This window comes from Paracoccus zeaxanthinifaciens ATCC 21588 (genome assembly GCF_000420145.1).
Lineage (GTDB): Bacteria > Pseudomonadota > Alphaproteobacteria > Rhodobacterales > Rhodobacteraceae > Paracoccus > Paracoccus zeaxanthinifaciens.
Genome location: NZ_ATUJ01000001.1, coordinates 297,133 through 311,010, shown reverse-complemented (window position 1 = coordinate 311,010; position 13,878 = coordinate 297,133). Strand labels below are relative to the sequence as shown.

Sequence of the window (13,878 nt, the reverse complement as noted above, 5' to 3'; positions counted from 1 at the left end):
GGAAAGGCCGCATGAGACATTATCTGATCGCAGGGGTTGGGGGCGTGCTGGCAGGGTTCCTTGCGACCACCCAGATCGCCGCACCCCTTCTGGCGCAGGAAACCGACAGCGGCAGCTCGATCTACGAGCAGCTGGAACTGTTCGGCAACGTCTTCGAGAGGATCCGCGCGGATTACGTCGAGGTCCCCGACGACAAGGCCCTGATCGAGGCTGCGATCAACGGCATGCTCACCTCGCTGGACCCGCATTCGGGCTTCCTTGCGGCCGACGATTACAGCGACATGCAGACCCAGACGCGCGGCAGCTTCGGCGGCCTGGGCATCGAGGTCAGCCAGGAAGACGGCATGGTCAAGGTCGTGTCGCCCATCGACGACACCCCCGCCGCCGAGGCGGGCGTGCAGTCGGGCGACCTGATCACCCATGTGGACGGCGAATCGCTGCTGGGCCTGACCCTGGACGAGGCCGTCGACATGATGCGCGGCCCTGTCGGGTCCGAGATCACGGTGACCATCCTGCGCGAGGGCCGGACCGAGCCGTTCGACCTGACCATGACGCGCGACACGATCAAGCTGACCGTCGTGCGGTCGCGGGTCGAGGGTCACGCCGTCGTGCTGCGCGTGTCCACCTTCAACGACGAGACCTATGACACGCTGGAGGCCGAGCTGACCAAGGCGGTCGAGGAAGCGGGCGGGATCGACAAGGTCACGGGCTTCGTGCTCGACCTGCGCAACAACCCGGGCGGATTGCTGAACCAGGCGATCAGCGTGTCGGATGCCTTCCTCGATGCCGGAGAGATCGTCAGCACCCGCGGCCGCCTGCCCGAAGAGAGCGAGCGCTGGAACGCCGAGGATGGCGATCTGGCCGAGGGCAAGCCGATGGTCGTGCTGATCAACGGCGGCTCTGCCAGCGCGTCGGAAATCGTGACCGGCGCATTGCAGGACCACCGCCGCGCCATCGTCGTGGGCGAGAAGTCCTTCGGCAAGGGCAGCGTCCAGACCGTCATGCCGGTGACCGCCGAAAGCGCGATCCGCCTGACGACCGCGCGCTACTACACGCCCTCGGGCCGCTCGATCCAGGCATTGGGCATCCAGCCCGACATCCTGGTCGCCCAGCCCAGCCCCCGCCCCGAGGAAGAGGACGAGAGCCTGACCGAGAGCAGCTTCGGCCGGTCCGAGGCCGATCTGCGCGGCGCGCTTGGCAACGACATCAGCGACGAGGAACGTCAGCAGATGGAGGAGGAGGCCGCCGAGGTCGAGGCCACCGCAGCCCTGCGCGACGAGGATTACCAGCTGGCCTATGCGGTCGACATCCTGAAGGGTCTGGCCGCCGTCAGCTTCAGCGCCGGACAGGTTCCGGACGATGCGACCCCCGCCGCCACGGGCGAGGGCAGCGCGGATGCCGATGGCTGACATGACCGAGGAACGGCTTGGCCCCGGCGGGCTGCCCTATCGCCCCTGCGCCGGGGTGGTGCTGATCGACGATCGCGGCATGATCTTTGCCGGGCAGCGGCTGGACCGCCCCGGCGCGTGGCAGATGCCGCAGGGCGGGATCGATCCGGGCGAAACCCCGCAAGAGGCCGCGCTGCGCGAGCTGGTCGAGGAGACGGGCGTGTCGACCGACCTGGTCGAGGTTCTGGACCAGACGCCGGACTGGGTGTTCTACGACCTGCCCGAGGACCTGCTGGGCCGCGCCTGGAAGGGCCGCTTCGGCGGCCAGCGCCAGATCTGGCTGCTGCTGCGTTTCCGCGGGACCGACGCCGATATCCGCATCGACACGGATCACCCGGAATTCGACAGCTGGCAATGGATGAGCAGGGCGGACCTTCTGGACAGCATCGTGCCCTTCAAGCGGCAGGTCTATGCCGAGGTGCTGGACGCGTTCCGCGACCGGCTGGCCTGAACGAAAGACGGGCCCCGCGATCTGCGGGGCCCGAGTTTGCGATCACGAGTTTTTCTGGCGGATGCCTTCGTTCTTGCAGAGGGTATCGGCGGCTTCGACGCTCAGGGCATCGGGACGAGAGATCGAGCGATCCCAGTCCGTCAGTCCCTTGGTATAAAGCTGGCAGGTCACGGGTCCCTGCGGGGTATCAATCGTTACAGGAGCGGTTTCGAATTGCTTGGGCGAACAGGCGGCCAATGCGCCCGCTGCCACGACCGAGAAAATTGCGATCTTGTTCACTGTCTAACCTCCGAACCCCTTAACATGGGGCAGTTAAATCACGTTCGGGTTGCATTCGCATCCGATCGAAAGGATATCCGGCAAGCAATCGGGATAGGTCGCAGCACCCAAAGGCTACGCCCTGTCGCCCGAATGTCTGCCCCAGCCATCTTCGAAGATCAGGCTGTCGAGGTCCAGCCGTTCCGCCCAGCCGCGCGCCTGAAGCTCGGGTTCCCGGTACAGTTCGCGGACATGGCCGATGCAAAGATAGGCAACCGGAACAACATGTTCGGGCAGGCCCAGCAGCCCGCGCAGGTCGTCCTGCCGGAAGATGCTGACCCAGCCGACGCCGATCCCCTCGGCGCGGGCGGCCAGCCACAGGTTCTGCACCGCGCAGACGGTGGAATAGAGATCCGTGTCCAGATCATGCGTCCGGCCCAGCACATCGGGGCCGCCCCGCGTCCGGTCGCAGGTGATGCACAGGTTCAGCGGCGCATCGAGGATGCCTTCCAGTTTCAACGAGGAGTAGAGCGGCTTGCGGTCGGGGAACCGGGCGGCGGCCTCGGAATTGGCGGTGCCGAAGGCGTCGTGGACGCGCCTGCGCAGGTCGGGGTCGCGGATCAGGATGAAGTTCCAGGGCTGCGACAGGCCGACCGAGGGCGCATCATGGGCCGCCTGCAGCAGGCGGCGCAGGGTGGCCTCGTCGATCGGGTCGGGCAGGAACTGGCCGCGCACGTCGCGGCGCTGGCGGATCGCGCGATATACCGCCGCGCGATCCGATTGCGGGAACGGCCCCGCCGGGGCAGGGCCGTCGCCTGTCATTTGCGCAGCTGGTCCAGCAGGATCGAGGTCGGATACCCGTCGGGCGTCGCGCCGATGGACCGCTGGAACGCGGCCACGGCCTCCATCGTGCCCGAACCGAACAGGCCGTCGATCTCGCCGTTGTAGAAGCCGCGCTGGCGCAGGCGGACCTGGATCTCCTCGCGCTCGGAGGTGGACAGCGGACGGTCGTTGCGCGGCCATGCGCCCTGGATGTTCGAGCGGCCCGCGATGCGTTCGCCCAGGAAGGCCACGCCAAGCGCATAATTGTCCGAGTTGTTGTAGCGCAGGATCGAGCGGAAGTTGTCGAGGATCAGGAAGGCCGGTCCCCGTGCGCCCGCCGGCATGATGATCGAACCGTTGCCCGAGGGCAGCGCGCCACCGCCGATGCGGCGAACGCCCTGCGCGGCCCAGTCGCCGCGGCGGGTGCCCTTGCCGATCAGGCCCATGTTGAAGCCCGGCGGCAGCTGCACCTCGGCGCCCCAGGGCTGACCCGGCTGCCAGCCGTTGCGGCGAAGATAGTTGGCGGTCGATGCCAGCGCGTCGCTCGGATCGTCGGACCAGATGTCGCGGCGACCGTCGCCCGTGAAGTCGACGGCATAGTCCAGATACGAGGTCGGCATGAACTGGGTATGGCCCATCGCGCCCGCCCAGGATCCCAGCATGTGCTCGGGGTCGGTATCGCCCGCCTGCAGGATCTTCAGCGCGGCGATCAGCTGGTTCTGGAACATCTCTCCGCGGCGGCCGTCATAGGCCAGCGTGGTCAGCGAGGGGATGATCTGCATCTTGCCGCGGTTCGCGCCGAAGTTCGATTCCATGCCCCAGACGGCCAGCACGATCTCTCGCGGGACGCCATAGCGGGATTCGATGGCCGACAGGGTGCGCGACAGCTGGACGTTCTTCTCTCGGCCCGTCTGGATGCGCGAATCCGACACGGCGCTGTCCAGGTACAGCCAGACCGGACGTGAGAATTCGGCCTGCTTGCGGTCCAGCCGGATCACGTCGGGATTGTAGCGCGCGATCCGCATGGCGCGGTCATAGGTCGAGGCCGAGATCCCCGAGGACAGCGCGCGGGGGCGGAAGCTCTGGACGAAGTTCTGCAGGCCGGCCTCGTCGCCGGGGCTGGCGGCGGGGATGGGGCTGGGCTGGACGCTGCTTGCCGGGCTGCCGACCGCCATGGGCGAGCGGCTGACCGGCCCCGCGCAGGAGGCCAGCGCCGCGATCATGGCGGTGGACAGGAAAAGACGTTGGATGCTCATCGGGTGTCGCCTGTTCGTTGACTGCTTCATTGGTTTTTGAAGAAGTCTAGCGAATCCGTGAGCCGTTGGATAGGGCGCAGCGCGTGATCAGACGTCGCGGGGATCGCCCTTCGCGCCGGGGAAATAAGGCTGCATCTGCGCGATCACGACGGAATCGTCGTCCAGCGCGCGCTGCATCAGCTCGCGTTCCTCGGGGCCGATCTCGTGGCCCTCTTCCTCGCGGTCCTCGGCGGTGCCGTGGCCCGACACGTCGAGGGGCGCAAGGCCCGCCTCCTTCAGGATGGCGACGGTCTCGCGGACGGCCTCGGCCTCGTCGCGGGCGGGGGTATAGCACAGCAGCGCCGCGCCCTCGCAGCCCTCGGGCAGGCCGTCATCCTGTTTGCGGCCGACCTCGACCAGAAGCGTATAGACCTGCATGGGACGCACCTTTCCTGACTTGCGTTCAGCGCGTGGGGAAACATGATGCGCGCCGAAGCGCAACCCCGCCCGGCGATCCCTGCTGAAACGGTTTCGCCACCGGGGCGTTGTTGCCGGGCACAGCGAAAGGACCCTTGCGATGACCCAACCGATGATGACCTTCAACGACGGCAACCGCATGCCCCAGCTGGGGGCCGGCGTGTTCCAGATCGCGAATGACGACACGGCGGGCGTGGTCGATGCCGCGCTGCGGACCGGATACCGCCTGATCGACGGCGCGGCCGCCTATAACAACGAACGCGGCATGGGCGAGGGGATCCGCAATTCCGGCGTCCCGCGCGACGAGATCTTCGTCACCTCGAAGCTGTGGAACGACGCGCATGGCCATGACGCCGCGCTGCGGGCCTTCGACCAGACGATGGAGCGTACGGGGCTGGATTACCTGGACCTGTACCTGATCCACTGGCCGCTGCCCAAGCTGGACAAGTATGTCGAGACCTGGAAGGTGCTGATCCGCCTGCGTGACGAGGGCCGCATCCGCTCGATCGGGGTGGCGAATTTCCACGAGCCGCATCTGAAGCGCATCATCGACGAGACGGGCGTGACCCCGGCGCTGAACCAGATCGAGATCCACCCCTCGTTGAACCAGCCCGAGATGCGCGCCGTGAACAAGCGCTTCGGCATCGTCACGCAAAGCTGGACCCCGCTTGGCCGTGGCGACAGCTTCGAGGCCGCCCCCGTCAAGGCCGCCGCCGAACGCACCGGTCGCAGCGTCGCGCAGGTGATCCTGCGCTGGCACATCCAGCATGGCCTGTCGGTGATCCCGAAATCCGAACACGAGAAGCGCCTGGCCGAGAATTTCGACGTGCTGGACTTCGAGCTGACCGCCGACGAGATGGCGGCCATCGACAAGCTGGAGAACGACCACCGCACCGGCCCGCACCCGGACGAGTTCGACTATCGCGAGCCGCTCTGATCCAGCAGGCGGTTCATCAGGGGGCTGTCCGGTCGGGTCAGCCCCTCGATCACGTCGAAATGGTGGCGACCGGGGTCGATGACGCATTCGGTCGCCGCACCAAGCCCCGCCCATGCATCCGCCAGCAGCCGCGCCTGGCGGATGAGCTCGGGCCGCTCGGCCCCGCCGACCCATGTGGTGACGGGCAGGGGCAGGGGCGTCAGCAGCGCGGGGCTTTCGGACAGAGCCTCGGGCGGGTCGATGTTCAGCGTCTCGTTCATGGCGGTTCGCATCAGCGGGCGCAGATCCGACAGAGGAGAGATCGGCACGCAGGCCGTCACCCGCGCGGCCACGTCGCGGGGCAGCACGCCCTCGCACACCATCCGCGCCGCAAGATGCCCGCCCGCCGAATGCCCGGTGATGGCGATGGGGCCGTCCACGCCCGCACCCGCGATGGCCTGCGCCACCTGCCGCGTCATCTGCGCGATCCGCGCCTTGGGGGCCAAGTCGTATCGTGGCATCAGACAGGCCCAACCGCGCGCCAGCGCCCCGGCGGCCAGATGCGACCAGTCGCGCGGCCCGAACCGCATCCAATAGCCGCCATGGATGAACACCATCAGCCCCTTGGGATCTAAGGGCAGGAACAGGTCGCCCGCGCCTTCGACGGGCGGGTGCAGGTCGCGAAACGCCTGCGCTGCCGCCGTCCAACGGGCCGGGTAATCCGCCGCCCCCGCGATATGCGCGCCATTGGCATAGGCGTCGTCCCAATCCGTCACCCGGTACAGCATCGCGTTCCCCCCTGTCGCGCAAACATTCCCGCTGCTAGCGTCCGCCGCAAGAGGGGGGAAAGACCATGACCGATTTCGATGCGACGCGCCGCGCGTTCCACCTGCCCGAAGGGGTGACCTATCTGGACGGGAACTCGCTGGGGCCGATGCCGCGCGTCGCCGCCGACCGGGTGGCCGCGATGATGTCCGACGAATGGTCGCAGATGCTGATCACGGGCTGGAACCGCGCGGGCTGGTATCGCCAGCCGCGCGACGTGGGCGACCGCATCGCAAGGCTGATCGGCGCGGGCGCGGGGCAGGTCGTCATGGGCGACACGCTGTCGATCAAGGTCTTCCAGGCGCTGAGCGCGGCGCTGGCGATGCGCCCCGACCGGCGGGTGATCCTGTCCGACAGCGGGAACTTCCCCTCGGATCTCTATGTCGCGGAAGGGGTGGCGCGGGCGATGGGCGCGACCCTGCGCGTCGTCGCCCCCGAGGATGTGGCCGCCGCCATCGGCGACGACATCGCGGTCCTGATGCTGACCGAGGTGGATTACCGCACCGGGCGACGCCACGACATGGCGGACCTGACCGCGCGGGCGCATCGGGCGGGGGCGCTGACGGTCTGGGATCTGGCGCATTCGGCGGGGGCGGTCGATCTGGACCTCATCGGCGCGGATGCCGATTTCGCGGTCGGCTGCACCTACAAGTACCTGAATGGCGGGCCGGGGGCGCCTGCCTTCATCTGGACGCGGCCCGATCTGACCGATGCCGCCCAGCCGATCCTGCAGGGCTGGATGGGGCATGAACGCCCCTTCGCCTTCGACGCCTCCTATGCCCCCGCCCCGGGGATCGAGCGGATGCGCGTCGGCACGCCCCCCGTCATCGCGCTGGCCGTGCTGGATGCGGCGCTGGACGTCTGGGACGGCGTGTCGATGGCCGATCTGCGCGCGCGCTCGATCCTGCTGACCGAAGCCTTCATCGCCGGGGTCGAGGCCGAATGCCCCGGACTGGTGCTGCATTCCCCGCGCGACCCCAGCCTGCGCGGATCGCAGGTGGGCTTCCGCCACCCGCAGGCATATGCGGTGATGCAGGCGCTGATCGCAGAAGGGGTGATCGGCGATTTCCGCGCCCCCGACGTGCTGCGCTTCGGCTTCGCACCGCTCTATAACGACATGGACGATGTTGCCCGCGCGGTGGCGGTGCTTGCCCGGATATTGCGCGATGGCAGCTGGGACAGGCCGGATTTCCACCACAGGGCCGCGGTGACCTGACGGCGGGGGGCTTCCCATCGCCCGGATTTGGTTCCAGACATGGGGTCTCTGCCGCCCTGAAGGTACGGACCCTTGCTGACAAGAACCATTCTGGCCGCGCTTCTTGCCGCGGCGACGGGACCTGCCGCGCATGCGCAGGACGATGACGCGATCCGCGTGCGCATCGTCACCGCCGAGACCCGGCCCCTGACCATCGACATGCAGCTGACCGGCACGATCGAGGCCGTAGACAGCATCGCCCTGGGCTTCCGGCAGGGCGGTCGCGTGACCGAGGTGTCGGTCTCCGAGGGCGACCGCGTGAAGGCGGGGCAGGCGCTGGCGCGCGTGAACTTGGTCCAGCAGGACCAGGCGCTGAACGTGGCCGAGGCCGGCCTGACCGCCGCCCGCGCGGGCGAGGAACAGGCCCGCCAGGCCAGCGAACGCGCCAGCGCCATGCTGTCGCGTGGGGTGGGCACGCGCGCGGCCCGCGACCAGGCCGAGCAGGCGTTCTCGCAGGCGCAGGGCGCGCGCGAACAGGCCGAGGCCCAGGTCGAGCAGGCCCGCCGCGCGCTGGAGGATACCGTGCTGACCGCCCCCGAGGATGCGGTCGTCACCTCGAAGGACATGGCGCCGGGGCAGGTGGTCGCCGCCGCGCAGCCGGTGCTGGGGCTTGCCACGCTGAACGGGCTCGAGGCCGTGTTCCACGTCGCCGACGATCCGCTGCTGGCCGACATGCAGGGTCAGTCCGTCCGGCTGGAGACGCTGGATGTCAGCCGCCCCGACATGACCGGCCGCGTGATCGAGGTCGCGCCCCTGGTCGATCCCGAGACAGGCACGGTGACGCTGCGGGTGCAGATCGACGACATGCCCGCCAGCACGGTGTCGCTGCTGGGGGCCTCGGTGCGGGGACATCTGGACGTGGTGCGCGACGATGGCGTCGTCGTCCCTTGGGCCGCGCTGATGCGGCAGGGCGAGGGGCCGGCCATCTGGACCGTGGACGACGAGGACCGCGTGGCCCTGACGCCGGTCCGGATCGCGCATTTCTCGGACGGGGCGATCTATGTCTCGGAGGGGTTGGCGGACGGGCAGCGTGTCGTGGGCGAAGGCTCTCAGCTGCTCTATCCGGGGCGCAGGGTGCGCGCCGCCGAGGAGGGCGTGGAATGAGACATGCGATGATCCTTCTGGCCGCGCTTGCGGTCGCGACCCCGGCGGCGGCGCTGCAGCTGCCCGAATGGCTGGTGGGCAAGCCCGAAGCCCAGGAGGCCGGGCCGCCGCGTCCCGTCGTCAGCGTCCTGGTCGAGGACGGCCATGCCGATGACGGCTGGATCCCGGGCCTGATCCAGTCGCGCAACCAGGTGCAGATGGGCTTCCAGACATTGGGCCGCATGACCGAACGCCGCGTCGATCTGGGTGACCGGGTCGCCGCGGGCGACGTGCTGGCGCTGCTGTCGACCGAGGATCTGGCCGCCACCACCCGCGCGGCGCGCGCCGCCGTTCAGGCCGCCGAGGTGCAGGAACGCACCGCCGCCGCCACGCTGGAACGGACGCAGGCGCTGGCCCGCCGCAACGTCGCCTCGAACGCGCAGCTGGAACAGGCCCAGCAGGCCGCGACCGCCGCGACCGCCGCGGTCGAGCAGGCCCGCTCGGAGCTGCTGCAGGCCGAGGATGCCGAAGGATTCGCCCGCATGACCGCGCCCTTCGACGGCGTGATCAGCGCCGTCTACGAGACGCCGGGCACGGTCGTCGGTGCGGGCTCTCCGGTGCTGCAACTGTCGGGGGGGCAGGAAATCGAGGCGGTGATCGACCTGCCCGAGCAGTCGCTGATCGGCGTCGCGCCGGGGGCGCAGTTCACCATCTGGCACCGGAACGACCCGGATCTGCGGGTCACCGCCGTCCTCGACCGGATCGACCCCGTGGCCGACAGCGCAACCCGGACCCGGCGCCTGTACCTGGCGCTGCCGCAGGACGAGCCCTTCCGGCTGGGCGCGCTGGTGCGCGTGCGCTTCGGCACCGCCGATGCGCCCATGCTGTCGCTGCCCATCGAGGCGCTGATCGACGACGATGCCGGGCGCTTCGTCTGGCGCGTGGACCGCGAGGGCCGCGATGCCCATGTGACCCGCGTCGAGGTCGAGGCCGCCGCCCCCTATCGCGGGCGCGTCTCGATCACCTCGGGGCTGGAGGCGGGCGACGAGATCGTCGTCCGTGGCGTGAATTCCCTGGCCGAAGGCCAGGCCGTGGCCCGGAGGCTGGAGCCGTGAACCGTTTCAACCTGTCGGACTGGGCGCTGCGCCATCGCAGCTTCGTGTGGTTCCTGCTGATCGTGTCGATGATCGCGGGGGCCATCAGCTATGGCAATCTGGGCCGCGAGGAGGACCCGAACTTCACCATCAAGACGATGATCATCGGCGCGGCCCTGCCGGGCGCCACCATCGACGAGACGCTGAAGCAGGTCACCACCCGCATCGAGACCAAGCTGGAGGAACTGGACGACCTGGACTTCACCCGCTCGGTCACCACGCCGGGGCAGGCGGTCGTCTATGTGGAACTGGATCCGACCACGCGCGGCGATGCCGTGCCCGATGCCTGGAAGCGCGTCCGCGAGATGATGTCCGACATCCGCGCCGATTTCCCGCAGGAATTCGCGGGCTTCCAGTTCAACGACAATTTCGGCGACGTCTATGGCAACATCTATGCCTTCACCGCCGACGGCTTCAGCCCGCGCGAGCTGCGCGACCGGGTCGAGGATATCCGCAAGCAGGTGACCGCGCTGGACGATGCCGGCAAGGTCGAGCTGCTCGGCGAACAGGACGAGCAGGTCTTCCTGGAATTCTCGGCCGCGCGGCTGGCATCCCTGGGCCTGAGCCAGCAGCAGGTCATCGCGACGCTGGCGCAGCAGAACGCCATCTCTCCGTCCGGGGTGATCGAGGTCGGCCCCGAGCGTGTCCTGGTGCGCGTGGGCGGCCAGTTCGAGGACGCCGAATCCATCGAGGCCGTGAACCTGCGCGTGGGCGAGCGGTTCTTCAACGTGGGCGACGTGGCCAATGTCCGTCGCGGATACAGCGATCCCCCGGATTCGCTGTTCCGCTATCGCGGGCAGGATGCCATCGGCCTTCAGATCGGCATGCGCGAGGGGGGCAACATCCTCGAATTCGGCAAGGATCTGGACGCGCTGATGGACGGCGTGGCCGCCGATCTGCCCGTCGGCATCGAGATGTCGAAATTCGCCGACCAGCCCCATGTCGTCGAGGATGCCGTCGGCCATTTCGTCAAGGCCCTGGCCGAGGCGGTCATCATCGTCCTGATCGTCAGCTTCGTCAGCCTCGGCTTCCGCGCAGGCTTCGTCGTGACGCTGACCATCCCGCTGGTGCTGGCGATCACCTTCGTGATCCTCGATCTCTACGGGATCACGCTGCAGCGGATCTCGCTCGGGGCGCTGATCATCGCCCTGGGGCTGTTGGTCGATGACGCGATGATCGCGATCGAGACGATGATCTCGCGGCTGGAGGTGGGCGAGAACCTGGGCGCGGCCGCAAGCTATGCCTGGAAATCCATCGCGTTCCCCATGCTGACGGGCACGCTGGTCACCGTCGCGGGCTTCATCCCGATCGGGCTGAACAGTTCGGCGGCGGGCGAGTTCACCTTCTCGCTGTTCGTGGTGATCGCGGTGTCGCTGCTGATCTCGTGGATCGTGGCCGTGCTGTTCGCGCCGCTTCTGGGTGTGACCTTCCTGTCCGAGAAGATGGGCCATCACGACCACCAGCCGGGCCGCCTGCGCCGGGGCTTCCACCGCCTGCTGCGCGGCGCGATGCGCGCCAAGTGGCTGACCGTCGCGGTGACCTTGGGCCTCTTCGTCGTCTCGGTCTGGGGCATGCGCTTCGTCGAACAGCAGTTCTTCCCGACCTCGGACCGGACCGAGGTGATCGTGGACGTGACCGAACGCCAGAACGCATCCATCGCACGCACCCGCGCCGACATGGACCGTATCGAGGCGACGCTGGCCGGGGACGAGGATGTCAGCTTCTGGACGTCCCATGTGGGCGAGGGGGCGCCGCGCTTCATCCTGTCGATGGACGTGCCGACGCCCGGGCCGCATATGGGCCAGATCGTCATCCAGACCCCCGATCTTGAGGCCCGCGACCGGGTCAAGGACCGCCTGAACCGGCTGGCGCGCGAGCAGTTCCCGGGCGTCGACATCTACGTCAAGAACCTCGAGATCGGGCCGCCGGTCGGCAAGCCGGTGCAGTATCGCGTCTCGGCGCCCGACGCGGACGATGCGCGCGACGCAGCGCGCGGCCTGGCGACGGTGCTGTCCGACGAGCCGCGCCTGCGCGACATCGCGCTGGACTGGAACGAACCCGCCCGCGTCGTGCGGCTGGAGGTGGACCAGGACCAGGCCCGCAGGCTGGGCGTGACCAGCGCCGACATCTCGGACGCGCTGTCGGGCCTGTTCAGCGGGGTGGGGATCACCGCCTTGCGCGACGACATCTATCTGATCGACGTGATCGCGCGGGGGCAGGCATCGGACCGCAGCAGCATCGATTCGGTGCGGAACCTGCAGCTGAACCTGGCCGATGGGCGGACCATCCCGCTGTCGGCGCTGGTGTCGCTGGAATACGGCTCCGAACAGCCGCTGATCATGCAGCGCGACGGGTTGCCCACGGTGACGGTGCTGGCGGCGATCTCGACCGCCGATCAGCCCGCCACGCTGGTGACGGCGCTGGCGGATCGGGTGGCCGAATACCAGGCCGGGCTTCCGCCCTCGGTCAGGGTCGAGGTGGGCGGCACGGTCGAAAGCTCGGCCGACAGCCAGGAACCCATCGCGGCCGTGGTACCGGTCATGCTGCTGGTCATGGCCTTCCTGGTCATGGTGCAGATGCAGAGCTTCCGCCTGTCGCTGATCGTCTTTGCCGCCGCCCCCCTGGGCCTGATCGGCGTGGTGGCGGTGCTGGTGCCCTTCGGCGTGCCGATGGGCTTCGTCGCGATCCTGGGGATCCTGGCGCTGGTCGGCATCCTGATCCGCAACTCGGTCATCCTGGTCCACGAGATCCAGGAACTTCTGCATCAGGGCCGCAGCCGGTGGGATGCCGTGTTCGAGGCGTCCGACAGCCGTGCGCGCCCGATCCTGCTGACCGCCGCCGCGGCCTCGCTGGCGCTGATCCCGATCTCTCGGCAGGTGTTCTGGGGGCCGATGGCCTTCGCGATGATGGGCGGGATCATCGCGGGCACGCTGATCACGCTGGTCTTCGTGCCGGCGCTGTACTGCGTGGTCTTCGGTGTGAAGCCGCCGCGCTAAGCGTTTCTGCCCAGTGGTTCGGCGCGGCAGGGCGCGCGCCGAACCCGATTACGCCACCAACATGCCCCGCTGCCCGTTCGCTACATCGTGCAATCCCGATTCCCTTCCGGGGAATCGGACCGCATTCTTGCGACATTAAATGGCGCGATAAGATATTTAATTAATGAACATCCATTTAATTATTCTGCGCATAGTGAAGTTGAATAAACCTTAGGTAGAAATTACTAATTTAGTTTACCTTGATATAGTATTAACGACATACATATAATTTAATAATATTCTTGATTAATTATTAATAAGGAGTAACTTTAATTCGAGGCGGCGAATAAGTCGCTTCCAGGGGGAGGGATCTCGGAAAGGTCCTTTTTGGCTTAATGCGGGCACGATGCCCGATGTAACGAGGAGTGGAGAAATGAAGAAACTGATGATCGCAGTTATCGCAGCGACCGCTTTCGGCGGCGCGGCTTCGGCTCAGACCGTTCTGGGCACGGGCACCTGGTCGGGATCCGAAAGCGGAACCATGTATTCCGGTTCCTCCAGCGCCGGCACCTTCGGCGGCGTCTCGAGCGGTTCGAACGCGACGTCGATGGGCCTCAGCTCGACCGGTTCGGCGGTGGCAACCACGAGCTTGGGGTTTGGTGGTGCAGTGTCGGGTACGACAACTGCCACCACTGCTACCGGCGCGGCTGGCAATACCTCGACGACCAGTTCGTTCGGCTTCGGCGGTGCCCTGGGTTCCGGGAGCTACAGCGGCGGGAATGGTAGCAGCGCGGGCGGCTTCGGCGGCTTCGGCACGTCGTTCTGAGCGACATGACACCACTCCGGGCCGCATTCGCGTGGCCCGGAGCAATATGCCTTCAACCCGTGCTGAATATGTAATTCAGCGCTTTAACCAATTTACGTTTCAAGAGGGGGGAGTAAGTCATGTGTCACGAAAAAAGAATAACCATGATCGCGG

13 protein-coding genes are annotated in these 13,878 nt (G+C 67.6%); 8 read left to right on the top strand and 5 right to left on the bottom strand.

Annotated features, from left to right (window positions below; all coding sequences use genetic code 11):
• Positions 1–11 precede the first annotated feature (11 nt).
• Both F804_RS0101600 and F804_RS0101595 read left to right on the top strand, forming a co-directional pair.
• Positions 12–1,409: a S41 family peptidase gene (locus F804_RS0101600; RefSeq protein ID WP_022705994.1), complete on the top strand. Its 1,398-nt coding sequence runs from the start codon at positions 12–14 to the stop codon at positions 1,407–1,409.
• A 1-nt stretch (position 1,410) separates the two neighbouring features.
• A complete protein-coding gene (locus F804_RS0101595) occupies positions 1,411–1,899 on the top strand; it encodes an RNA pyrophosphohydrolase (protein WP_028725489.1) in 489 nt (162 codons plus the stop codon).
• A gap of 42 nt (positions 1,900–1,941) precedes the next feature.
• Here the strand turns inward: F804_RS0101595 and F804_RS0101590 are convergent, their stop codons facing one another.
• The 4 genes from F804_RS0101590 to F804_RS0101575 all read right to left on the bottom strand — a co-directional run bounded on the left by F804_RS0101590 (position 1,942) and on the right by F804_RS0101575 (position 4,652).
• On the bottom strand, positions 1,942–2,178 hold the full coding sequence (locus tag F804_RS0101590; RefSeq protein WP_022705992.1) for a hypothetical protein: 237 nt from the start codon (positions 2,176–2,178) through the stop codon (positions 1,942–1,944).
• Positions 2,179–2,292: 114 nt separating this feature from the next.
• Positions 2,293–2,979, bottom strand: a complete 687-nt coding sequence (gene bluB, locus F804_RS0101585; RefSeq protein ID WP_022705991.1) for a 5,6-dimethylbenzimidazole synthase — start codon at positions 2,977–2,979, stop codon at positions 2,293–2,295.
• Positions 2,976–4,235 (bottom strand): lytic murein transglycosylase, encoded by a 1,260-nt coding sequence (locus tag F804_RS0101580; RefSeq protein ID WP_022705990.1) that lies wholly within the window; start codon positions 4,233–4,235, stop codon positions 2,976–2,978. The genes bluB and F804_RS0101580 overlap by 4 nt, the downstream gene beginning before the upstream one ends.
• An 87-nt stretch (positions 4,236–4,322) precedes the next feature.
• Positions 4,323–4,652: a hypothetical protein gene (locus F804_RS0101575; protein WP_040595457.1), complete on the bottom strand. Its 330-nt coding sequence runs from the start codon at positions 4,650–4,652 to the stop codon at positions 4,323–4,325.
• A 139-nt stretch (positions 4,653–4,791) separates the two neighbouring features.
• On the opposite strand from F804_RS0101575, the gene F804_RS0101570 reads away from it, so the two are divergent.
• The gene (locus tag F804_RS0101570) at positions 4,792–5,628 is read left to right on the top strand and encodes an aldo/keto reductase (RefSeq protein WP_022705988.1); all 837 of its coding nucleotides are present in this window, start codon (positions 4,792–4,794) and stop codon (positions 5,626–5,628) included.
• On the opposite strand, the gene F804_RS0101565 is transcribed toward F804_RS0101570, so the two are convergent.
• Positions 5,610–6,395 carry an alpha/beta hydrolase gene (locus tag F804_RS0101565; protein WP_022705987.1) on the bottom strand — a complete coding sequence of 262 codons (786 nt, stop codon included), beginning with the start codon at positions 6,393–6,395 and terminating at the stop codon, positions 5,610–5,612. The genes F804_RS0101570 and F804_RS0101565 overlap by 19 nt on opposite strands.
• 65 nt (positions 6,396–6,460) lie before the next feature.
• On the opposite strand from F804_RS0101565, the gene kynU reads away from it, so the two are divergent.
• The 5 genes from kynU to F804_RS17080 all read left to right on the top strand — a co-directional run bounded on the left by kynU (position 6,461) and on the right by F804_RS17080 (position 13,725).
• Positions 6,461–7,648 (top strand): kynureninase, encoded by a 1,188-nt coding sequence (gene kynU / locus F804_RS0101560; protein ID WP_022705986.1) that lies wholly within the window; start codon positions 6,461–6,463, stop codon positions 7,646–7,648.
• Between the two features lie 72 nt (positions 7,649–7,720).
• Positions 7,721–8,791: an efflux RND transporter periplasmic adaptor subunit gene (locus F804_RS15290; protein ID WP_022705985.1), complete on the top strand. Its 1,071-nt coding sequence runs from the start codon at positions 7,721–7,723 to the stop codon at positions 8,789–8,791.
• Entirely contained in the window at positions 8,788–9,885 is a 1,098-nt protein-coding gene (locus F804_RS0101550; protein WP_028725486.1) for an efflux RND transporter periplasmic adaptor subunit, read from the top strand. Before F804_RS15290 ends, F804_RS0101550 begins: the two co-directional genes overlap by 4 nt.
• Complete coding sequence (locus F804_RS0101545) at positions 9,882–12,920, top strand: efflux RND transporter permease subunit (protein ID WP_022705983.1); 3,039 nt, start codon at positions 9,882–9,884, stop codon at positions 12,918–12,920. The genes F804_RS0101550 and F804_RS0101545 overlap by 4 nt, the downstream gene beginning before the upstream one ends.
• A gap of 412 nt (positions 12,921–13,332) precedes the next feature.
• Positions 13,333–13,725 (top strand): hypothetical protein, encoded by a 393-nt coding sequence (locus F804_RS17080; RefSeq protein WP_084686364.1) that lies wholly within the window; start codon positions 13,333–13,335, stop codon positions 13,723–13,725.
• Positions 13,726–13,878 lie beyond the last annotated feature (153 nt).